Source organism: Amycolatopsis arida, from assembly GCF_900115565.1.
GTDB classification, from domain to species: Bacteria; Actinomycetota; Actinomycetes; order Mycobacteriales; family Pseudonocardiaceae; genus Yuhushiella; species Yuhushiella arida.
The window spans coordinates 84,273-104,656 of record NZ_FOWW01000005.1; the positions used below are offsets into that span (position 1 = coordinate 84,273).

At 70.4% G+C, this 20,384-nt stretch carries 22 protein-coding genes; 6 read left to right on the forward strand and 16 right to left on the reverse strand.

All coding sequences use genetic code 11. The features are described 5' to 3' along the window. Positions 1 to 46 precede the first annotated feature (46 nt). The 3 genes from BM051_RS16035 to BM051_RS16045 form a co-directional block, all read right to left on the reverse strand. The gene (locus BM051_RS16035; protein ID WP_092530975.1) at positions 47 to 607 is read right to left on the reverse strand and encodes a PH domain-containing protein; all 561 of its coding nucleotides are present in this window, start codon (positions 605 to 607) and stop codon (positions 47 to 49) included. A 19-nt stretch (positions 608 to 626) separates the two neighbouring features. Next, positions 627 to 782 carry a hypothetical protein gene (locus tag BM051_RS29065; protein ID WP_166677733.1) on the reverse strand — a complete coding sequence of 52 codons (156 nt, stop codon included), beginning with the start codon at positions 780 to 782 and terminating at the stop codon, positions 627 to 629. A 148-nt stretch (positions 783 to 930) separates the two neighbouring features. Next, complete coding sequence (locus BM051_RS16045) at positions 931 to 1,602, reverse strand: TetR/AcrR family transcriptional regulator (RefSeq protein ID WP_092530976.1); 672 nt, start codon at positions 1,600 to 1,602, stop codon at positions 931 to 933. A gap of 104 nt (positions 1,603 to 1,706) precedes the next feature. Between BM051_RS16045 and BM051_RS16050 the strand changes: the two genes are divergently transcribed. Continuing rightward, positions 1,707 to 2,927, forward strand: coding sequence for a cytochrome P450 (locus BM051_RS16050; RefSeq protein ID WP_092530977.1), 1,221 nt, complete (start codon positions 1,707 to 1,709; stop codon positions 2,925 to 2,927). Next, on the forward strand, positions 2,924 to 3,313 hold the full coding sequence (locus BM051_RS16055) for an NUDIX domain-containing protein (RefSeq protein ID WP_092531244.1): 390 nt from the start codon (positions 2,924 to 2,926) through the stop codon (positions 3,311 to 3,313). Before BM051_RS16050 ends, BM051_RS16055 begins: the two co-directional genes overlap by 4 nt. 134 nt (positions 3,314 to 3,447) lie before the next feature. Here BM051_RS16055 and BM051_RS16060 read toward each other — a convergent pair whose 3' ends face one another. The 3 genes from BM051_RS16060 to BM051_RS16070 all read right to left on the reverse strand — a co-directional run bounded on the left by BM051_RS16060 (position 3,448) and on the right by BM051_RS16070 (position 6,739). Next, positions 3,448 to 5,067 (reverse strand): acyl--CoA ligase family protein, encoded by a 1,620-nt coding sequence (locus tag BM051_RS16060; RefSeq protein WP_092530978.1) that lies wholly within the window; start codon positions 5,065 to 5,067, stop codon positions 3,448 to 3,450. Between the two features lie 69 nt (positions 5,068 to 5,136). Next, positions 5,137 to 6,243: a DUF2332 domain-containing protein gene (locus BM051_RS16065; RefSeq protein ID WP_092530979.1), complete on the reverse strand. Its 1,107-nt coding sequence runs from the start codon at positions 6,241 to 6,243 to the stop codon at positions 5,137 to 5,139. Beyond that, positions 6,236 to 6,739 (reverse strand): MaoC family dehydratase, encoded by a 504-nt coding sequence (locus tag BM051_RS16070; protein WP_092530980.1) that lies wholly within the window; start codon positions 6,737 to 6,739, stop codon positions 6,236 to 6,238. Before BM051_RS16070 ends, BM051_RS16065 begins: the two co-directional genes overlap by 8 nt. 371 nt (positions 6,740 to 7,110) lie before the next feature. Between BM051_RS16070 and corA the strand changes: the two genes are divergently transcribed. The 3 genes from corA to BM051_RS16085 all read left to right on the forward strand — a co-directional run bounded on the left by corA (position 7,111) and on the right by BM051_RS16085 (position 10,019). Beyond that, on the forward strand, positions 7,111 to 8,196 hold the full coding sequence (corA, locus tag BM051_RS16075) for a magnesium/cobalt transporter CorA (protein WP_092530981.1): 1,086 nt from the start codon (positions 7,111 to 7,113) through the stop codon (positions 8,194 to 8,196). 309 nt (positions 8,197 to 8,505) lie between these two features. Further along, the gene (locus tag BM051_RS16080) at positions 8,506 to 9,177 is read left to right on the forward strand and encodes a metallophosphoesterase family protein (RefSeq protein ID WP_092530982.1); all 672 of its coding nucleotides are present in this window, start codon (positions 8,506 to 8,508) and stop codon (positions 9,175 to 9,177) included. Beyond that, positions 9,174 to 10,019: a ParB N-terminal domain-containing protein gene (locus BM051_RS16085; RefSeq protein ID WP_092530983.1), complete on the forward strand. Its 846-nt coding sequence runs from the start codon at positions 9,174 to 9,176 to the stop codon at positions 10,017 to 10,019. Before BM051_RS16080 ends, BM051_RS16085 begins: the two co-directional genes overlap by 4 nt. A gap of 30 nt (positions 10,020 to 10,049) precedes the next feature. On the opposite strand, the gene BM051_RS16090 is transcribed toward BM051_RS16085, so the two are convergent. The 10 genes from BM051_RS16090 to BM051_RS16130 form a co-directional block, all read right to left on the reverse strand. Beyond that, positions 10,050 to 10,940, reverse strand: coding sequence for a DMT family transporter (locus tag BM051_RS16090; protein WP_092530984.1), 891 nt, complete (start codon positions 10,938 to 10,940; stop codon positions 10,050 to 10,052). A 138-nt stretch (positions 10,941 to 11,078) separates the two neighbouring features. Beyond that, the gene (locus BM051_RS16095; protein ID WP_092530985.1) at positions 11,079 to 12,260 is read right to left on the reverse strand and encodes an ABC transporter ATP-binding protein; all 1,182 of its coding nucleotides are present in this window, start codon (positions 12,258 to 12,260) and stop codon (positions 11,079 to 11,081) included. A gap of 2 nt (positions 12,261 to 12,262) precedes the next feature. Next, a complete protein-coding gene (locus BM051_RS16100; protein ID WP_092530986.1) occupies positions 12,263 to 13,105 on the reverse strand; it encodes a carbohydrate ABC transporter permease in 843 nt (280 codons plus the stop codon). Further along, on the reverse strand, positions 13,105 to 14,055 hold the full coding sequence (locus BM051_RS16105) for a carbohydrate ABC transporter permease (protein ID WP_092530987.1): 951 nt from the start codon (positions 14,053 to 14,055) through the stop codon (positions 13,105 to 13,107). The genes BM051_RS16100 and BM051_RS16105 overlap by 1 nt, the downstream gene beginning before the upstream one ends. After that, on the reverse strand, positions 14,052 to 15,371 hold the full coding sequence (locus BM051_RS16110) for an ABC transporter substrate-binding protein (protein WP_092530988.1): 1,320 nt from the start codon (positions 15,369 to 15,371) through the stop codon (positions 14,052 to 14,054). Before BM051_RS16110 ends, BM051_RS16105 begins: the two co-directional genes overlap by 4 nt. A 293-nt stretch (positions 15,372 to 15,664) precedes the next feature. Beyond that, positions 15,665 to 16,183 (reverse strand): general stress protein, encoded by a 519-nt coding sequence (locus tag BM051_RS16115; protein WP_092531245.1) that lies wholly within the window; start codon positions 16,181 to 16,183, stop codon positions 15,665 to 15,667. 110 nt (positions 16,184 to 16,293) lie between these two features. Further along, on the reverse strand, positions 16,294 to 16,602 hold the full coding sequence (locus BM051_RS16120; protein WP_092530989.1) for a hypothetical protein: 309 nt from the start codon (positions 16,600 to 16,602) through the stop codon (positions 16,294 to 16,296). Between the two features lie 203 nt (positions 16,603 to 16,805). Next, positions 16,806 to 17,075: a DUF7683 domain-containing protein gene (locus tag BM051_RS28505; protein ID WP_134046183.1), complete on the reverse strand. Its 270-nt coding sequence runs from the start codon at positions 17,073 to 17,075 to the stop codon at positions 16,806 to 16,808. A 143-nt stretch (positions 17,076 to 17,218) separates the two neighbouring features. Beyond that, positions 17,219 to 18,415, reverse strand: a complete 1,197-nt coding sequence (locus BM051_RS16125; protein ID WP_092530990.1) for an acyl-CoA dehydrogenase family protein — start codon at positions 18,413 to 18,415, stop codon at positions 17,219 to 17,221. A 51-nt stretch (positions 18,416 to 18,466) separates the two neighbouring features. Beyond that, positions 18,467 to 19,330 (reverse strand): slipin family protein, encoded by an 864-nt coding sequence (locus BM051_RS16130; protein ID WP_092530991.1) that lies wholly within the window; start codon positions 19,328 to 19,330, stop codon positions 18,467 to 18,469. Positions 19,331 to 19,417: 87 nt separating this feature from the next. Here BM051_RS16130 and BM051_RS16135 point away from each other — a divergent pair, with 87 nt between their 5' ends. Then, positions 19,418 to 20,383, forward strand: a complete 966-nt coding sequence (locus BM051_RS16135; RefSeq protein ID WP_243859570.1) for an aminoglycoside phosphotransferase family protein — start codon at positions 19,418 to 19,420, stop codon at positions 20,381 to 20,383. Position 20,384 lies beyond the last annotated feature (1 nt).

Here is a 20,384-nt window from a genome sequence, read left to right on the forward strand (position 1 = left end):
ACCCGGTGGCCGGGCCGCCCGGGCCGGTGGGACGCGGCGAGCCGGGTCAGCCGACCATCTTCTTGCCCCGGGCCGCCCGCTGCGCCTTGATCATGGAGAACCGCTCGGCCTGCTTCTGCTTGTCGCCGAAGACCAGGTCGGAGATGGTGTCGTAGAACTCCTCGGGGTTGGGCAGGTAGGAGATCCGGTTCAGCGCCTGGATCTGCCCGGCCGACTCGACGACCATCGTGCCGTAGCCGAGCATGCGCCCCCAGAAGGAGCGCTCGTAGGTGAGGTCGGTCACCTTGGTGATCGGCATCATCAGCACCTTGGTGGTCCACACGCCGGTGGTCATGATGAACCGCTTGTCGGTGACCACCAGGCGCTCGACCCACCACTCGATCACCGTGTAGGCGAACCGCAGGACGATGAGGAGCGCGACGTACCAGAGCAGGTTCTGCAGCACCCACCACGAGGGTGGCAACAGGTACGACACCATCACGCAGATGGCGATCAGCGCGATGGCCTCGAAGCTGTCCCAGGCAAGGCTGGCCCAGTGCCGCCGGATCCTGATGACCCTGCGCTCGGTCTCGAGAAGGTACTCGTCCGGATCCCGTGGCGCGAACATGGTCGAAGACTAGCGGTTGTCAGGTGAACACGGTGCTGACGAAGGTGATCACCGACTCGGCGGCGTCCCGGAGGAACCCGAGGATGTTGGTCACCAGGCCGGCCGCGTCCTGGGGCCGGGCGATCACGAAGAAGAGCACCAATCCGATCCCGGCAATAGTGAGGAGCTGCTTCATTTTCACGTCGCTCCGTCCCGTCTTGTCGAAGTTGACCTGCGCTGTCGGTTGGCTGTCGGACGTAACCAATATGTTTGTACCGCACCGCGCTCCGTTACGGGAGACAAGTCCCGCGCATGGGTCAGCCGGCAGCGGACATCCTGCCAGATCACGACGCTCCGTGATCAACTGGCGGGGTGGTCGACGCGAGCAGCGCGGCGCTCCGCTCGGCGGCCTCCGGAGTCAGCAGCCCGACGAGGAACCGGCGGATCAGCATCGAGCTGTCGGCGCGGACCCGCGGCTTCGCCTCCTCGCTCGCCTCGGCGAGCTCCGTGCCGGCCGCGCCGAGCAGGGCGAACGCGTACCGAGTGGTCAACGCGAGCGGGACGGACCTCAGGTAGCCCGACTCGACCAGGCCCCGCACCAACCGCTCGGTCACGCCATAGGCGTACCGCTCCTCCAACTCGATCCAGCGGTGCCAGCCCAACGCCAGCGGGCCCTCCCGCCAGCACAGCCGGCCGTACACCGGGTCGCAGCAGTGGTCGAGGAACACCTCGAGCCCGACGAGGGCCGCGCGCAGCGCGTCCGGCCCCGCGGTGGCCCTGTCCAGGACGTCCTGCACCACCCGCAGCTCGACGCGCTCCAGCACCGCCTCGAAGAGCACCTGCTTGCCGGCGAAGTGGTGGTACACCGCGCCGCGGGTGACCCTCGCGGCGGCCGCGACGTCCTCCAACGTCGTGCCGGTGAAGCCCTGCTCGTAGAACAACCGGGTCGCGGCGTCGAGCAGCGCCGCGCGGGTCGCCTCCGAGTACTCCTCGCGCCGGCTCTTCGCTTGTGCCATGCTGGGAGTGTATTACATACTCTGAGTATGTGACAGTCGCAGTGACGGTTGCCGGCACCGGTTCGGGTCGGTGGTGCGCGCCGTTCGGCGAACAGGAGGCAGCCATGACCGAGGCCACCACCGGGGAGCAGTTCGTCTTCGATCCGTTCCAGCCAGGGTTCACCGACGACCCGTACCCGCACTATGCCGAGCTGAGGGAACGCGCGCCGGTGCACCGCCACCCGTTCGGGTTCTGGGTGCTGTCCCGCTACGCGGACATGTTCGCGCTGCTGCGCGCCGGGCTGTCGGTGGACCTGCGCCACGTCTCACCGGACACGCTGCCCGACGGCCGCGACAGCGTCACGGGTGCCGTCGAGCCGGTCAGTGGGCTGTCCATGCTGGACGTGGACCCGCCGGACCACACCAGGCTGCGCCGGCTGGTGTCGAAGGCGTTCACCCCGCGCGCCGTGGCCGCGCTCGAGCCGGAGATCGAGGATCTGGTGGACGGCGCGCTGCGGGAGATCGCCGGTGCCGGCCGGGTCGACCTGGTGGAGGCGCTGTCGTTCCCGCTGCCGTTCACCGTCATCTCCCGGATGCTCGGCATGCCCTCGACCGACCACGAGCGGCTGCGCGAGCTCTCCGGCACGCTGGTCCGCTCGCTGGAGCCGATCGTCGACACCGAGCTGGCACGGGCGGTCGAGGCCGCGGACGCCGAGATCGCCGCGATGACGGCGGAGGCCATCGCGTGGAAGCGCCGGCACCCCGCGGACGACCTGCTCACCGCGCTCATCGCCGCCGAGGACGGCGGTGACGTGCTCAGCGACGACGAGCTGGTCGCCCAGGTGGTGCTGCTCTACCTCGCCGGTCACGAGACCACGGTGAACCTCATCTCCGGCGGGGTGCTGGCCCTGCTGCGCGCGCCCGACCAGCTGGCACTGCTGCGGCGGGAGCCGGAGCTGGCCGGCAACGCCGTCGAGGAGCTGCTCCGCTACGACAGCCCGGTGCAGAGCAGCCGGCGGATCACCCTGCGGCCGTACGAGGTGGACGGGCGGGAGATCCCGGCCGGGTCGTTCGTGATGGCCAGCCTGGCCTCTGCCAACCGGGACGAGGCATTCTGGGGGCCGGACGCCGAGCGGCCGCGGCTGGACCGGGAGGGAGCCCGGCAGCACCTGTCGTTCGGCGGCGGACCGCACCACTGCCTCGGCGCGTCGCTGGCGCGGCTCGAGGGCCGGGTGGCGATCGGCCGGCTGGTCGAGCGGTTCCCGCGGCTGGAGCTGGACGGTGAGGTGGAGTGGAACGGTCGGATCAACCTGCGCGGACCCGAGCGGCTGCCGATCCGGGTCTGATCCGCTGCGTCGGCGCCGTGGTGCACGACGCGGCCGGGCGGTTGCTGCTGGTCCGGCGCCGCCGTGCACCGGGGCGCGGGCGGTGGTCGCTGCCCGGGGGGCGGGTTGAGCCCGGGGAGTCCGACGCCGTCGCCGTGGTCCGCGAGGTGCGCGAGGAGACCGGGCTGCTCACCGAGCCCGACGCGCTGGTGGGCACGGTGGTGCGCGGGCCGTACGAGATCCACGACTACGCCTGCGTCGTGCTCGGCGGCCACCTCGTCGCCGGCGACGACGCCGACGCCGCCCGCTGGGTCGACCTGGCCACCTTCACCGACCTCGACGCCGCCGACGCCCTCGCCCCCGAGCTCGCCGAGACCCTCCGCACCTGGAACACCCTCCCCCGCTGACCCGCCCCACCCCACGCGTCCGCGCCCCGTGTACGCGTGTTTGCGCTCCCCGTCGCCGTGTTCACCGTTCCGTCGCCGCGTTGGCTGATGGCGTCGAGGCGAGGAGTGCTACCGCTCAGGACGTTCGAGCTGACCTATCCCTGCACCCGCGTGTCGCGGCCGGACCACTCGCGCTCGCGCAGCTGGAACTTCTGGATCTTGCCGGTCGAGGTCTTAGGGAGCTCGGGCACGAACTCGACCTCGTCGGGCACCTTGTACCGGGCGAGCTGCCCGCGCACGTGCTCCCGCAGCTCCTCCGCGTCCACGGCGGCGCCCTCGCGCGGCACGACGAACGCCTTCGGTCGCTCGCCCCACCTCTCGTTCGGCACGCCGACCACCGCGACCTCCAGCACCGCCGGGTGCGAGTCGATCGCCGCCTCGACCTCGATCGTGGAGATGTTCTCCCCGCCGGACACGATGATGTCCTTCGCCCGGTCCCGCAGCTCGACGTAGCCGTCCGGGTGCCACACGCCGAGGTCGCCGGAGTGGAACCAGCCGCCGCGGAAGGCGTGCGCGGTGGCCTCGGGGTCGGCGAAGTACCCGGACATCACGTTGTTGCCGCGCATCACCACCTCCCCCATCGTGCTGCCGTCCCTCGGGACGTCGCGCATCTGCTCGTCCACCACGCGCACCCCGTCGGTCACGACCATCCCGACGCCCTGCCGCGCCAGCAGCCGGCTCCGCCGCTCCACGTCCAACCGCGCCCAGCCGTCCTGGTACTCGCACACCGTGTACGGCCCATACGTCTCGGTCAGCCCGTACACGTGCACCAACCGCGCCCCCAGCGCCTCCATCCGCCGGATCACCGTCGGGCTCGGTGGCGCCCCCGCGGTCGTCACCAGCACCTCCCGCTCCAGCCGGTGCGCGTCGGGGTGGTTGGCGATCGTGTTGAGCACGGTCGGGGCGCCGTTGAGATGGGTCACGGCCTCGGCGTCCAGCAACCGCCAGATCCGCCCGCCGTCCACCGCGCGCAGACACACGTGTGTCCCACCGACCGCGGTGACGCCCCACGTCGTGCACCACCCGTTGCAATGGAACATCGGCAAAGTCCACAAATACCGCGACTCCGTGGTGTGCCGGGAGTGGACCACCTCGGCCAGCGCGTTCAGGTACGCCCCGCGGTGGTGATACATCACCCCTTTGGGCTTGCCGGTGGTGCCGGACGTGTAGTTGATCGAGATGGTGTCCCGCTCGTCGGCGACGGCCCACGGCAACGGCTCGTCCGAGCCGGCGGCGAGCAGCTCGGCGTAGGAGGTCCCGCCGACCGCGGCGTCCGGCTCCGCGCCCACCGCCGGGTCGGTCACCGTCACGACCTCCAGCCCGCCAAGGTCGCCGAGCACCGGCGCGACCGACGGGTGCAACGCCGCGTCCACGACCAGCACCTTCGCCCCGGAGTGGGCCAGGATGTACCGGATCTCGGCCGGCGCGAGCCGGGTGTTGACCGCCACCAGCACGGCACCGGCCAGCGGCACCGCGAAGTGCGCGACCAGCATCTCCGGGATGTTCGGTAGCAGGTAGGCCACCCGGTCGCCCGGCCCGACGCCACGGGCCCGCAGCGCGTGCGCCACCCGCGTGGCCTCGGCGGCGAACTCCCGGTAGGTGACCCGCCGGTCGCCGTGCACGATCGCGGTCTTGTCGGCGAACACCTCCGCGGACCGCGCGAGGAAGGACAGCGGGGTCAGCGGCGTGTACCAGGTGGCGTCGTTCCCGGCCATGTGGTCATCCTCATCGCCGCCGGCCGCCGCGCGCAATCTCTCCCTGGAGACCCGGAGGTCCCACGAAGGTCAGGGCACCCAGGTCATCCGCTGCCCGTGCGACGACGTGCGGGCCAGCACCTGCGCGCGCAGCTCCCCGTCGACCCACGTCGCCAGGCCCAGCACCGACCGCCCGGTCCGCGCGAGCGCCAGGTCGTCCCGCCCGGGCAGCACGTGCGCCATCGCCGCCTCGTAGCCCTCGTCGCTGATCCACCACAGCGGCCGCCGGACGGCCAGGTCGCGCAACGCGCCGACGAACTCCACCCGGCGCCGCTCCGGCAGGTACGGCAGCACATGGCTGGTGATCACCAGCAGCGGCAGCTCCGCCGGCAACCGCCCGGCCGCCGCGGCCAGGTCGTCCACCGCGTCCCCGGCGACCAGCTCCGGCGGGTCCTTCCGCTGCGCCAGCGCGGCCGTGCGCAGCAGCCGGATGCGCTCGGGCTGGTCGGCCCACACGCATGCCTCCAGCCAGGCGAGCTCCTCCTCGTCGCCGGCGTCCACCGGCGCGCGGTCCAGCCCGAGCCGCGCGCCCACGGACAGCTTCTTCGGCAGCTTCGGCGGCGCCGCCCCGCCGGCCACCTCCAGCGCGCAGTGCAGGCCGACCGCGGCCTTGGCCGGCCCGGCCACCAGCTGCTCCCCGCCGGGGCAGTGGTACCGGTAGTTGAACCGGTCCAGCCCGAGCAGCAGCCCGGCGCTGCACCCGACCTCCAGCAGCGCCACCCGGCCGCCGGCCTGGCGGGCGGCCAGCGACACGGCCGGGTACAGCAGGGCGGCCCTGCGCACCTCGTTGGTCTGGGTGAACCGGGTGGACACCAGCTCGCGCACTTTGTCGGCCCGTTCCAGCAGGAACGCCCGGAACAGCGGCCAGGTCTGCCCGTCCACCCCGTCCGAGCCGCCGAGCGACGGGTAGTACCGCGACAGCGGGTGCGCGGGCTCGGCCTGGACCAGCCGGTGTGCCGCGGCCAGTAGCAGCGTCGGCCGGGCGTCGGCGGGCGGCGCGGCCGCGAGCAGGCTCGCCACGGCGTCGTCCTCGGCGGCCCGCTCGGCCAGGTGCTCGTACAGCGGCGAGGCCCCGGCCGCCTCGGTACTGGCGAACTCCCGCAGCCGGTGTCGAATCTCGGCGAGCAGGTCACTCATGGGGCACCGGACGGCCCGGTTGCTCGCCGCCCCTGGCCTCGCCGTAGGAACGTCTCGGCACCATCACCTTCCGCCGGAAGGTGCACACGACCGTGCCGTCCTGCTTGTAGCCGCGGGTCTCGACGTACACGACCCCCCGGTCGTCCTTCGACTTCGACGGCGTCTTGTCCAGCACCTCGGTCTCGCCGTAGATCGTGTCGCCGTGGAAGGTCGGCCTGACGTGCCGCAGCGACTCCACCTCCAGGTTCGCGATCGCCTTGCCGGAGATGTCCGGCACCGACATCCCCAGCAGCAGCGAGTACACATAGTTGCCCACCACCACGTTACGGCCGAAGTCGGTGGTCTCCTCGGCGTAGTGGGCGTCCAGGTGCAGCGGGTGGTGGTTCATGGTGAGCAGGCAGAAGAGGTGGTCGTCGTACTCGGTGACCGTCTTGCCCGGCCAGTGCCGGTAGACGGCACCGACCTCGAACTCCTCGAAGTACCGCCCGAACTGCACGAAGACCTCCCTGGAACGCACGCGGCCGGCGCCGTGCCGAGTAACACCGCACCGACCTGGAACGACATCCTTCGACATCGAGGAGTACCCTTGACCATCGGTGTCCGCTCCGTCAACGCGAGCGGCGACACTCGGCCCCGTCCCCCGATCGGAGGAGGTGAGGAACGCACGATGAGTAGTGGCGATAGTCCGCTTCCTAGTACGTCAGCCAGCGTTCCCGCCACGCCGGTCGGCGCCAGCTCCCGCTGGTAACCAGCTTTCTCTCGAAGCTCGCCGATCTCGGCCCGAGCGCTGGCCGTCCCTTCCGGGACCACTCTGCCCGCGGGCGACCCCGCGGGCACGTCGTCCGATCCACGACGTCAGGAGAAGCCATGCCAGCGATCCCCTCCCTCGGCGGCCTGCGCGGCCGCGGCAACGGGCGAGTCAACCGGGTCGAGCCGCCGGTGCCCGTGCCGGTGTCCGCGTACGTCGTCGACTGCGCCGTCTACGTGGACGGCAAGCGGCAGCCGGGGCGCTGGACGCACACCGCCGCCATCCAGGAGGTCCGCCGCCGCGGTGAGGGCTTCGTGTGGATCGGGTTGCACGAGCCGGACGAGCAGCAGATCCAGGGCATCGCGGAGACGTTCGGCCTGCACGAGCTGGCGGTGGAGGACGCCGTGCACGCGCACCAGCGGCCGAAGCTGGAGCGCTACGACGACACGCTGTTCATGGTGTTCCGCACGGTGCGCTACATCGAGCACGAGTCGCCGACCACGGCCAACGAGATCGTCGAGTCCGGCGAGCTCATGGTGTTCCTCGGCGCCGACTTCGTCATCACGGTGCGGCACGGTAACCACTCCGGCCTCGCCCGGCTGCGCCGGGAGCTGGACGCCGATCCCGAGCGGCTGAAGCCGGGCCCCGCGGCCGTGCTGCACGCGATCGCCGACCACGTCGTCGACCACTTCCTCGAGGTGACCGAGCGGATCGAGGACGACATCGACGAGATGGAGACGCAGGTGTTCGCGCCGCGCTCGCCGGTGACCTCGGAGCAGATCTACCTGATGAAGCGCGAGGTGCTGGAGCTGAGGCGCGCGGTGATGCCGCTGACGACGCCGCTGCGCCGGCTCGCCGAGGGCTACACCCGACTGGTGCCCGACGAGGTGCGGTCGTACTTCCGCAACGTGCACGACCACCTGACCAACGTCGCCGAGCGGGTCGCCGGCTTCGACGAGCTGCTCACCACCCTGGTCGACGCCACGCTGGCCAAGATCTCGCTGCAGCAGAACACCGACATGCGCAAGATCACGGCCTGGGCGGCGATCATCGCCGTGCCCACGGCGCTGGCCGGGATCTACGGCATGAACTTCGACTACATGCCCGAGCTCAAGATGCGCTACGGCTACCCGGTCACGGTGGCCGCGATCCTCGGCATCTGCCTGCTGCTCTACCGAATATTCCGGAAGAACAAGTGGCTGTAGGCCCTGCGCCCACGCCCACGCCCACGGACCACCTTGTCCTTCCTCGACCGATGGGGGTATTCGCCATGCCGCGCATGCTGACCAGCCTGAAGTTCTGGGCACTCACCTTCGCGCTCGCCTGGATCCTGACCGTGACCTACATCATCGCCAAGTACCCGGACTTCGCCTACGTCCCCCAGTGAGCGAGCTGACCATCCGACCCAGCAGCCCGGCGAACGCCACCGACGAGCGCCAGCGAGGAGGGGACGTGCGGCGGGCGAGCCCGACGAGCACGGTGCCGCGGTGATCGTGGCGTCGTAGGCTGGGCCCATGCCGACGGCGCTGGTGGTGGCCGACGAGGTCGACGAGCGGCTGTGGACCGGCGCGGTCCGCGGCCAGGCGGTCGACCTGGTGCTGGGTGCCGGCGACCTGCCGTTCGACTACCTGGAGTTCCTGGCCGCGGCGCTGGACCGGCCGCTGGTGTTCGTGCCCGGCAACCACGACGCCGACCTGGCCGGGTTCACCCGCTACGGCGGGCTGTCGATGCGCGGCGGGTTTCCCGAGCCGTGGCCGGGACCGGCCGGCGGGGTCAACGCCGACGGCAAGGTGGTGGACGTCGCCGGGTTGCGCATCGCCGGCCTCGGCGGCTCGGTGCGCTACACGGACGGGCCCAACCAGTGGACCCAGGGGCAGCAGTCCCGGCGGGCGCTGCGGCTGGAGCTGCGCGCGTGGGCCCGCCGGCTGCGGGACGGTCGGGGCGTGGACGTGCTGCTCACCCACTCGCCGCCCCGCGGCGTCGGCGACCGGGAGGACCCGGCGCACCGCGGCTTCGAGTGTCTACACCGGACAGTGCGCCGGCTGCGGCCGGCGTGGCTGCTGCACGGTCACGTCCACCCGCACGGTGAGCGGCCGCCCGAGCACCGGATCGGGCACACCAGGGTGCGCAACGTGGTGGGCCACCACGTGTTGGAGATCGGTGCCGTGTCGACGGAGCGAGCATGAGCAGGGAGACGGGATTCCCCCGCGCCGACGCCGAGCACGACTTCCTGCGGGCCCGGCGCCGGCAGGTGCTGTCCCGGCTGGCGACCTGGCTGCGCCGGGAGCCCGACGACGTCAACATCATGCTGCCGTTCCACGAGGTGGTGGAGGCGCTCGGCTGGGTGGGCGAACGGCGGATCGGGCCGCGGGTGATCAGGCTCGACTCGATCGTCGGCAGCGTGGACCGCGGCCGGGACTTCGACCGGCGGTTCCGGCCCACGTCGGGCCGGGTGCGCGAGCGATGGGAGCGGCTGGCCAGAGCCGCCCGGCGCGGGGAGAGCATCCCGCCCATCGACGTCTACCGGGTCGGCGAGCTGCACTTCATCATCGACGGCCACCACCGGGTCTCGGTGGCGCACGCGCTGGGGCTGGACACCATCGAGGCGTTCGTCACGGAAGTGCGCACCAAAGTGGACGCCAGCGGGATCCGCTACCGGGGCGACCTGATCGTCAAGGACTACCGCCGGCTGTTCCTCGAGCGGGTGCCGCTGCCCGGCGAGGCCAGGGCGGCGATCGTGCTCACCGACCCGTGGGACTACGCCGAGCTCGGCGAGCACGTCGAGGCGTGGGGATTCCGACTGATGCAGGACGAGTGCCGGTTCCTGGACCGGCAGGCGGTCGCCGCCCGCTGGTACGCCGACGAGTACCTGCCGGTGGTGCGGATGCTGCACCAGGCCGACCTGGTCGGCGACCGCACCGACGCCGAGGCGTACATGTGGGTCGCCGGGGAGCGGTACCGGCTGATCCGCACGCACCGCTGGGACGACGAGGTCATCCGCGCGCTGCGTGTGGACCGCCGGCGCTGAGCCACGGCGGGTGCGGCCTGACCGGCCCGCTCAGCGCAGCACGCCGGCCCGCCGCAGCCGGCGCGCCGCGGCCTCCGGGTGGTGCCGGGCCAGCACCAGCACACCGGCCATCGCCACCACCCCGCAGGCCAGCAGCGTCGCCCGCACCCCGGGGCCGAGCCCGGCGGCCTCGTTCAGCAACGTCAGCCCGATCACCGTGGCGACCAGGGGGTTCACCACGGTCTGCGAGCCGACCACGACGTCGGGAGGCCCGCTGTCGTAGCCGAGCTGGATGAGCCACGAGCCGACCAGGAACGCCACCGCCAGCCCGGCCGCGGACAGCACCGGCAACTCGGTGAGGCCGCCCAGCCTGACGCTGTAGGCCACGTCCCGAACCAGCACGGTCACCAGGCCGTAAGCCGCGCCGGCCGCCATCGCCAGCGCGACGCACCGGACGTTGCCGCTGGTCAGCACCGCGACCAGGCCCAGCACCACCATCGCGCCGCCGACCAGCCGGCCCGCGGCGAGCACCGCGTCCGGCGGGATGCGGGCCTCCTCCGCGAGGTGGGCCGAGACCGCGACGAACACGGCCACCGCGACCGAGGTGGCGACCACGGCGACCCACGCGGCGGCGTCGAGCGTCGACTTGCCCGCGTAGGCGTTGAGCAGCGCCACCATGGGCAGCGCGAGCACCACGATCGGTGCGACGACCGTCACCGGCGCGAACGTCAGCGCCAGGATCTGCAACACCGCGCAGGCGAACAGCACCAGGAAGCCGCGCACCCAGCTGGGGTTGCGCACCAGCCGGCCGAGGGTGCGCAGCCGCAGCCGGCCGTCCTTGGTGGCGCTGGTCTCGCTGCGCACCCCGGTGTGCTGCAGTTGCGCCCCGATCGCGGCGCACAGCGCGCCCAGCACCGCGCAGGCGATCGCCACGGACACCATCGGCCGCTGACCTCCTCCAATGTGAGGTACGTGTCAAGCCAACGCGACGATACTGCCCGCTGTTCCCTGAGAAATCGCTGATGATCCGGGCAAAGGCCCGGAAGACCCACCCGATCGGGCCTCCCGGGCCACTCTCGTTCAGCCGGTGAACGTGAGGTTCTTGCCGGAGGACGGGTCGAACAGGCGCAGGTTGTCCGGGTCGAACCACACCTCGAGCGGCTGCCCCTCCCGTGCGGAGGACGCGGCGGAGAGCCGGGCCACCACCGAGGCGCCGCCACCCCCGAGGTCGGCCGAGCCGGCGTCGGCGGCCAGCTCCTGCAGCTCCGAGGTGGCCGCCGCCTCGCCTTCCAGCGTGAAGTGGGCGTACTTCTCCGAGCCCATCGACTCGAGCACCTCGATCTGGGCGGTGAAGGTGGCGCCGGAGGTCCGCAGGGCCTCGTCGACCAGCGCGGCGTCCTCGAAGTGCTCCGGCCGGATGCCGGCGATCACCTCACGCGGCGCGTCGGCCTGCTCGAGCAGCCGACGGACCCGGTCGGTCAGCGGCACGGCCCCGAACGGGCCCCTGATCTGCCCACCCTCGACGGTCACCGGGACGAAGTTCATCGCCGGCGAGCCGATGAACCCGGCGACGAACAGGTTGGCCGGCTGGTCGTAGAGGAACTGCGGGGAGCCGATCTGCTGGACGTGACCGGCGCGCAGCACCACCACCCGGTCGCCGAGGGTCATCGCCTCGGTCTGGTCGTGGGTGACGTAGAGGGTGGTGGTACCCAACTGGCGCTGCAGCTTGGACAGCGAGGTGCGCATCTGGCCACGCAGCTTGGCATCCAAGTTGGACAGTGGCTCGTCCATGAGGAACGCCTTGGGGCTGCGCACGATCGCCCTGCCCATCGCGACCCGCTGCCGCTGCCCGCCGGAGAGGTTGGCCGGCTTGCGGTCCAGGTGCGGGGTCAGATCGAGGATCTTGGCGGCCTCCTCGACCTTCTGCCGCACTGTCGCGTCGTCCACCTTGGCCAGCCGCAGCGGGAAGGCCATGTTCTCCCGAACGGTCATGTGCGGGTACAGCGCGTAGGACTGGAACACCATCGCGATGTCGCGGTCCTTGGGCGCCTTCTCGTTCATCCGCTGCCCGTCGATGCGCAACTCGCCGGTGGAGATGTCCTCCAGCCCGGCCACCATGTTCAGCGTGGTGGACTTCCCGCACCCGGAAGGGCCGACCAGGATGATGAACTCGCCGTCGGCGATCTGGATGTCGACGTCCTGTACCGCGAGCGCACCGTCCGGGTAACGCTTGCTCACCTTGTCGAGAACGATTTCAGCCATGCTTACCCCTTGACGGCGCCGGAGGTCAGCCCCGCGACGATGCGGCGCTGGAAGAACAACACGAACAGGATGATCGGAACGGTGATCACCACGGCGGCTGCGGACGTGGTGCCGGTCGGGTCCTCGAACTGCGAGTCACCCGTGAAGAAGCTCAGCGCCACCGGCACGGTCCGCGAGGCCTGCGTGGAGGTCAGCGTGATGGCGAACAGGAAGTCGTTCCAGGCGAAGATGAACACCAGGATGGCCGTGGTGAACACGCCGGGCGCGGCCAGCGGGGTGATCACCCTCCAGAACGCCTGCCCGGGGGTGGCCCCGTCCATCTTCGCCGCCTTCTCCAGTTCCCACGGGATCTCCCGGAAGAACGCCGACAGCGTGTAGATCGCCAGCGGCAGGGCGAAGGTGATGTAGGGCAGGATCAGCCCCGGCCAGGTGTCGAACAACCCCAACTGCTGCTCGATGTTGAACAGCGGCGTCACCAGCGAGATCTGCGGGAACATCGCGATCAGCAGCGACACCCCGACCAGCGCCCGCTTGCCGGGGAAGTCCAGCCTCGCGATGGCGTAGGCCGCCATCGCCCCGAGGACCACCGCGATCAGCGTCGCGATGACGGCGATGCCGATCGAGTTGATCAGCGGCCGGATGAACTCGTTGGTGGCGAAGATGTCGGCGTAGTTCTGCAGTGTCCACTCGCGCGGGATCAGGTTGCCGTCGGACAGCGTCTCCTTCGCCTTGAACGACAGCGACGCGATCCACAGCACCGGCACCAGCGCGTACACCACGATCACGACATCCAGCAGCGCCCAGCGGGTGACCCGTCCCCTGGTCGCCATCGTCGGAACGGCCATCAGCGCCGCCTCCCCTCGTCACTGCCGGGCGCGGCGGTGCCGAAGCCCTTGATGAAGATGAACGCGATGATCGCCACCGCGATGAAGATCAGTACCGACATCGTGGAGGCGATGCCCAGGTTCGCGCCCTTGATCAGGTTGTTGTAGGTGATCATCGACACCGACGACGTGTCGTTGGCACCGCTGGTCAACACGAAGATGTTGTCGAAGATCCGGAACGCGTCCAGCGTGCGGAACAGCAGGGCGACCAGGATCGCCGGCTTCATCACCGGCACGGTCACCTTCAGGAACCGCTGCCACGCGCTGGCGCCGTCCATCGACGCGGCCTTCAACAGGTCGTCCGGCACCAGGGCGAGGCCGGCCATCAGCAGCAGCGCCATGAACGGCGTGGTCTTCCACACCTCGGCGAGGATGATGAGGAACAGCGACGGCCACCGCTCGGTGAGCGGCGCGGCGCCCTCGGCCAGGAGGTTGGCCAGGTAGCCGGTGCCCGGTGTCCAGGCATAGCGCCAGGAGAACGCGGCCACGACGGTGACGATCCCGTACGGGATGAGCGTCACCGTGCGGACCAGGCCCCTGGCCACCAGGGTGCGGTGCATGATCAAGGCCAGCGCCATGCCGAGCACCAGCTCGATCGCCACCGACACCACCGTGAGGAAGACGGTGGTGCCGAACGCCGACCACCAGTACGAGTTGGTCAGCACGGCGACGTAGTTGTCCAGGCCGACGAACTCCCGCTCCAGCGGTAAGCGGAGGTCGTAGCGCTGCAGGGACAGCCAGATCGAGTAGATGATCGGCCAACCGGTGACGGCGATCATCACCAGCGCGGCGGGGGCGCACAGCAGCAGTCCGAGCCGCCGTTCCGCCTTCTTGCCCTCGGAGAGTTCCGGCTTCGGCCGCTTCTTGCCGGCCGCCGCCGCCGCGGGTATCTCGGTTGCCGCCTGGGTCATGGGATGATCCCCTTCGACTCGAGTGCCTCACCCATCTCCTCCCGCAGCCGCTCGGCGGTAGCCGGCGGGTCGATGGCCGACGGCGGGGAGAGGACGTGCGCGGTGATCGTGGACAGGGTCTGGTACGCCGGGGTCTCCGGGCGCACGGCCGCCTCGGCCAGCGCGGCGCGGATGGCGTCCTTCATCGGGTACTTGGTCGCCATCGTGGGGTTGTCCGCCGGGTCCGCCGGCTGCGAGGGGTCGAGCGGGGTCGGGTCGTCGTAGACCGTCTCCACGGTCGGGGGCACGCCGCTGACCAGCGCGGAGAACTTCTGGTTCTCCGGGCTGCGTAGGCACAGCGCCGCCTCGAACGCCTGCTCCTTGTGGCGAGAGTGGGAGCTGACGGCGAGGTTGTAGCCGCCGATCGTGGACCTGCTCTGGCCGTCGGCGCCGACCTTCGGGAACCTGGTCCACTTGAAGTGCTGGAGCTCGTCGGGCTTCTCCTCGGCGTAGGAGGCGTAGACGAACGGCCAGTTCAGCTCGAAGGCGCCGTTGCCGCTCTGGAAGGCCCGGCGCACCTCGTCCTCCTTCATGTTGCTGAGGGAGGGGTCGGTGAGGCCGGAGGAGCTGACCTCGTTCAGGATCTCCAGCGCGCGGACGGCGCCCTCGTCCATGACGACCGACTGGCCGTCCTCGGCGAGGATGTGCCCGCCGGCGGACTCCACCAGCGAGTTGAAGACCACCACCAGGCCCTCGTACTGCGCGCCGGTGAAGAGGATCTGGTATGGCCTGCCCTGCGCCTTGAGGTCGCGGGACATCGCGATCATCTCTTCCCACGTCCGCGGTGGGTTCGGCGTGATCCGGTCGTCGTACCAGAGGAGTTGGACGTTGGTGTTCTTCGGCGCCGCGTAGAGCTTGCCGTCCCAGGTCGCCGTCTCCAGCGGGCCGGGGAGCACGTTCTCGGTCGCCTCGGCCTTGTCGGCGCCGGTCCACTCCTCGGCCCAGCCGGCCTCGGCGAACTCGGCGGTCCAGGTGACGTCGAGGCCGAGGATGTCCAGGGTTTTGTCGCCGGCGGCGAGGCGGCGCATCATCTGCTCGCGCTGGCCGTCGGCGCCGCGGGGGAGCTTGTGGTAGACGATGTCGTAGCGCCCGTTGGCCTGGGCGTTGCACCGGTCCACCACCTGCTCGAAGCCGTCCTCGGGCGCGTAGTACAGGTTGATCTTCAGGCCCTCGTCGGAGCCGCAGGCGGTGAGCGTTCCGGCGGCCACCGCGGTGGCGCCGAGCATGGCGGCCATGCGGGAGGGTGACCGTCCCCGGCGCGAGTTGACCTTCCCCATCAAGTCTCCTTCCCAGTGCGCACGGTGCGGCGCGGGTGCCGGGTGGGGCGCCGCGGCGCGGGAAGGCCACGCCAGCACCCCGTCGTGCAGGACGGGTTGGGTGGGACCGCTGGGGCCCCGCCCAACCGGTGCCGAGCAACCTATTCCCGGGGGTCAACGGAAGCAAGCAACCTCGGTAACGATTCAGCGGGTGTCGCGGTCCGGTGGCCAGAGCTGCAGGTCAAAGGGGATTTTTTAGGGTTTCGTGAGGCTGGTGGTACGGGTGGGGTGGCGAGCTGGCCGCGATGGGTCGGTCAGGAGCCGGGGGCGCGCATGGCGAGCCGGGCGAGGAGATCGCGACCCCGCTCGGCGTTGCGGGGTTGGCAGAGGACGTCGTAGCGGCCGGCGACGAGCTGGCTGGCGGAGGAGAAGTCGCGGCGGCCGCGGGTGGAGGCGTAGCTGATGGCGGCGAAGACGAGGCCGAACAGGACGCCGGAGAAGAGGCCGACGAGGATCGGGGCGTAGCCGACGCCCTGGCTGCCGAACATGCCGAGCAGCAGGCCGACGAACAAACCGAACCATGCGCCCGAGACGGCGCCCGTGCCGAGCACCTTGCCCCAGCTCAACCGACCGATGACCCGCTCGACCAGCATCAGGTCCACGCCGACGATGGTGACGTCCTGCACCGCGAAGTCGTTGTCGGCAAGGTAATCGACGGCGCGCTGGGCTTCCTCGTAGGTCTCGTAGGAGCCGATCGGCCACCCGGTCGGCGGAGTCGGCAGCCGCGGCTGCCCCGCGGGTCGTCCCGACGAAAACGGACCGGTCACGCGCATCACCCATGCCTCGTTGGAGCTGATGCCCTCCATCCTGCCAAGCCCGCCGTAACCACGCGAACCCGGCACTCCACTCTCGGTCGCCTCCGCAATGTGACCACTGAAGCGCGTCAAAACAGCAGGCACTGCGTCGCCACCTCGGACAACGGCAGCTTCACGACCCCCAGCCCTGCCAGCAGCAACAACACCCAGACAAGCATTCGGATCGGCCACCGCAGCCGGCTCGACCACTCGAATCCCCACAGCAACGCGAAGAAGGCACCGAACAGGATCGCCGGCTGGACCACGGTCGTCACGGCAGGGTGTGGGCCGTACGGGCCGAAATCCGCGGAGCAGTACGTCGTGGCCGGAATCGACATCTGCACGAAGTGGATCACGATCGCCAGCACGGACGCCAGCCCCGCGAACCCGACCGCCAACGAACACCCCGGCGAGGGACGGCCGCTACTCGTATCCCACACCGGGAACGCACTCCCTCTCACCCTACCCGAGCCGACGCCTCCGCAAAGAGTCCAGTGAACAAACTGCATGCTCTGACTCAATCCGGCACTGTTTGTCGATCACGCCTTTCGTACGAGCGCTGGCGATCCTACCCAGCCGAACGATCGCACACGTCCATACTCTATATCAGACACGGCGCCAGGATATATGCGAATTTGGCAGTGTTCACCTCCGCCTTGTCGCGATCCCGCACCGAAACAAACGACAGAACTGGTCGCACCTGTTCGGCGTTCAACAGGTAGCCATCAGGGGTCGTCATGCTGATTCCAAGGGCTTGCTCGAGCTTTTCGCGGTCCACGTTCTCCAGTTGAATCTCATCGACCAGTGAGTCATCCGAGTTGCAGTATACTTCCAGCTCCCACCCGCAATCACGCTTCCAGGCGCAACTCATCTCCCCACCCTTTCGACCCTGCGCTGAGCCTTTCATCATGTAACCGCTATTCGAAGGCCACAGCCGAGCGGCACCCCACCCCTATCGTGGCCATGGAACCGGAACCGGGTCATCAGCGCGGTGTGGGAAGGTCGACGCTCGACTCAGTCGCGGGTCCTGTACTCGCGGAGGAGGCCCCTGCTGATGATGGTCTTCTGGATCTCGCTGGTGCCCTCGCCGATGAGCAGGAACGGCGCCTCCCGCATCAGGCGCTCGATCTCGTACTCCTTCGAGTACCCGTACCCGCCATGAATGCGGAACGCGTCCTGGGTCACCTCGGCGCAGTACTCGCTCGCCAGGAGCTTCGCCATCCCGGCCTCCACGTCGTTGCGCGCGCCGGTGTCCTTCAGCCGCGCGGCGTTGACCATCATCAGGTGCGCCGCCTCGACCTTGGTGGCCATCTCGGCCAACCTGAAGGCCACCGCCTGGTGCTCGGCGATCGGCTTGCCGAACGTCCGCCGCTGCTGCGCGTACTCGATCGCCAGCTCGAACGCCCGGATCGCGATCCCGCACGCCCGCGCCGCGACGTTGACCCTGCCGACCTCGATCCCGTCCATCATGAACGCGAACCCGCTGCCCGGCCGCTCGCCGAGCACCCTGTCCGCGCCGATCCGGTAGCCGTCGAACACCGCCTCGGTGGTGTCCACGCCCTTGTACCCCATCTTGTCGATCTTGCCGGGAATGGTCAGTCCCGGCGCCACCTCGCCGAACCCCTCGGGCTTCTCCACCAGGAACGTCGTCAGGTTCTGGTGCGGCTTGGGCGCCCCCTCGTCGGTCCGCACCAGCAACGCGATCAGGTTCGCCGTGCCCCCGTTGGTCAGCCACATCTTCGTGCCGTCGATGACGTAGCCGTCGCCGTCCCGGGTGGCTTTGGTCTTGATCGCCGCGACGTCCGAGCCGAGATCCGGCTCCGACATGGAGAACGCGCCCCGCACCTCACCGGTGGCCATCCGCGGCAGGAAACGCTCCCGCTGCTCCGGCGTGCCGTGCCGGCTGACCATGTGCGCCACGATGAAATGCGTGTTGATCACCCCGGAGACGCTCATCCACCCCCGCGCGATCTCCTCCACCACCAGCGCGTACGTCAGCAGCGACTCGCCCAGCCCGCCGTACTCCTCGGGAATCGTCAGCCCGAACAGCCCCATCTCCCGCATCCCCGCCACGATGTCGGCGGGGTAGACGTCGCCGTGCTCCAGCTCCTGCGCGTACGGAATGATCTCCTTGTCCACGAACGCCCGCACGGTCGCCAGGATCTCCTGCTGCACGTCGGTCAAGCCTGCGGTCTGGGCGAGGCGGGCCATGCCAGCTCCTGTCACTCGGCGCGGACGCCGGCACGCTCGACCGGCGCTGGGTTACCGATGAGTATGACGGGGACCGGGCTGGTCGGCGGGGACAGGGTGGCCAGCGACACGCCCGACCTCCCGCGCCTGCTCGGGCCCCGGTTGCGCCGGCACCTCCGGGTCCCGCTGGGACGACCGGTCGAGGAAACGCAACAGCTCCACCGGGAACGGCAGCACCAGCGTGGAGTTCTTCTCCGCGGCCACCTCGACCACGGTCTCCAGCAACCGCAGCTGCAACGCCGCCGGGGTGTCGGACATCGTCGCCGCCGCCTTGGCCAACTTCTCCGACGCCTGCAGCTCGCCCTCGGCGGCGATCACCCGGCCGCGCCGCTCGCGCTCGGCCTCCGCCTGCCGCGACATCGCCCGCTTCATGGCCTCCGGCAGCGCGACGTCCTTGATCTCCACCCTGTCGATGTGAATGCCCCAGCCCAGCGCCGGGCTGTCGATCATCAGCTCCAGCCCCTCGTTGAGCCGCTCCCGGTTGGACAGCAGGTCGTCCAGGTCGCTCTTGCCGATGATCGACCGCAGCGACGTCTGCGCCACCTGCCCCATCGCGAACCGGTAGTCCTCCACCCCGACGATGGCCTGCACCGGGTCGATGACCTTGAAGTACACCACCGCGTCGACCCGCACGGTGACGTTGTCCCTGGTGATGCCGTCCTGCGCGGGCACCGGCAACGTCACGATCTGCATGTTCACCTTGCGCAGGTGGTCGACGCCCGGGATGACCATGGTGAGCCCCGGCTGCCTCGGCTGCCGGTGCACCCGGCCGAACCGGAACACCAACCCGCGTTCGTACTGCTTGACCACCCGCAGGCTCGACCCGAGCAACAACGCTCCGGCGAGCCCCACGGTGGCCAGGATCTCCGCCAGCATGGCACCTCCCGGGTGCTCACCCCTGTCGATCCATGCTACGCCCGGGACCGGCGGCCGGAACCGCCTCGGCACTGGCAGGCTGGGAACGTGATCGTTCCCCAGTCCTTCGCCGACCACGTCGCGGCGGCCGCCGGCGCCCCGGGCCGCGCCTGGCTGGCCACCCTGCCCGCGCTCGCCGGCGCCTACTGCCGCCGGTGGTCGCTGACCCTCGACGGCCCGGCCATGCACGGATACGTCGGGCTGGTCCTGCCGGTGAGCCGCGTCGACGGCACCCGCGCGGTGCTCAAGCTGAGCTGGCGGGACGAGGAGACCAGGGACGAGCCGGTCGCGCTGGCCGCGTGGCGCGGCGAGGGCGCGGTGCGACTGCTGGCCAACGCACCGGAGGACGGTGTGCTGCTGCTGGAGCGGCTGGACCCGGAGCGGACCCTCGCCGGCGTCCCCGTCGCGCCGGCCACCGCCGTCGCCGCCGGGCTGCTCCGCCGGCTCGCGGTGCCGGCACCGCCGCTGAGCCGCGCGCTCCGGGCGCAGGCCGCCGAGTGGGTCGAGGAGTTGCCCGAGCTGTGGGAGGAGCTCGACCGCCCGCTGCCCCGGCCGATGCTCGACGCCGCGGTGGAGGTCTGCCGCACGCGTGGCCCCGCCGCCGGTGACCTGCTGGTGAACGAGGACCTGCACTACGACAACGTGCTCGCCCGCGGGAAGGACCCGGCGACGTGGGTCGTCATCGACCCCAAGCCGATCGCCGGCGACGTCGAGTTCGGCGTGATCCCGCTGCTGTGGAACCGGCTTGCGGAGTCCACACTGGACGAGCGGTTCGGGTGGGTGGTCGCCGGCGCGGAGCTGGACCCGGCGCTGGCCAGGGAGTGGACGCTGGTGCGCGCGGTGATCAACTGGCTGTGGTGCCTCGACGAGGACGACGAGGACGACGAGGACGACGAAGGCGAGGACGGCGCGGACGAGCCCGACGATCCTGACGGTCCCGACGGCGAGGAGGACTGGCTGCTCGCGGCCGTGCGGCGGATCGCCGGATGGGCGTACTCCGGTGGCGCTGGCTAGT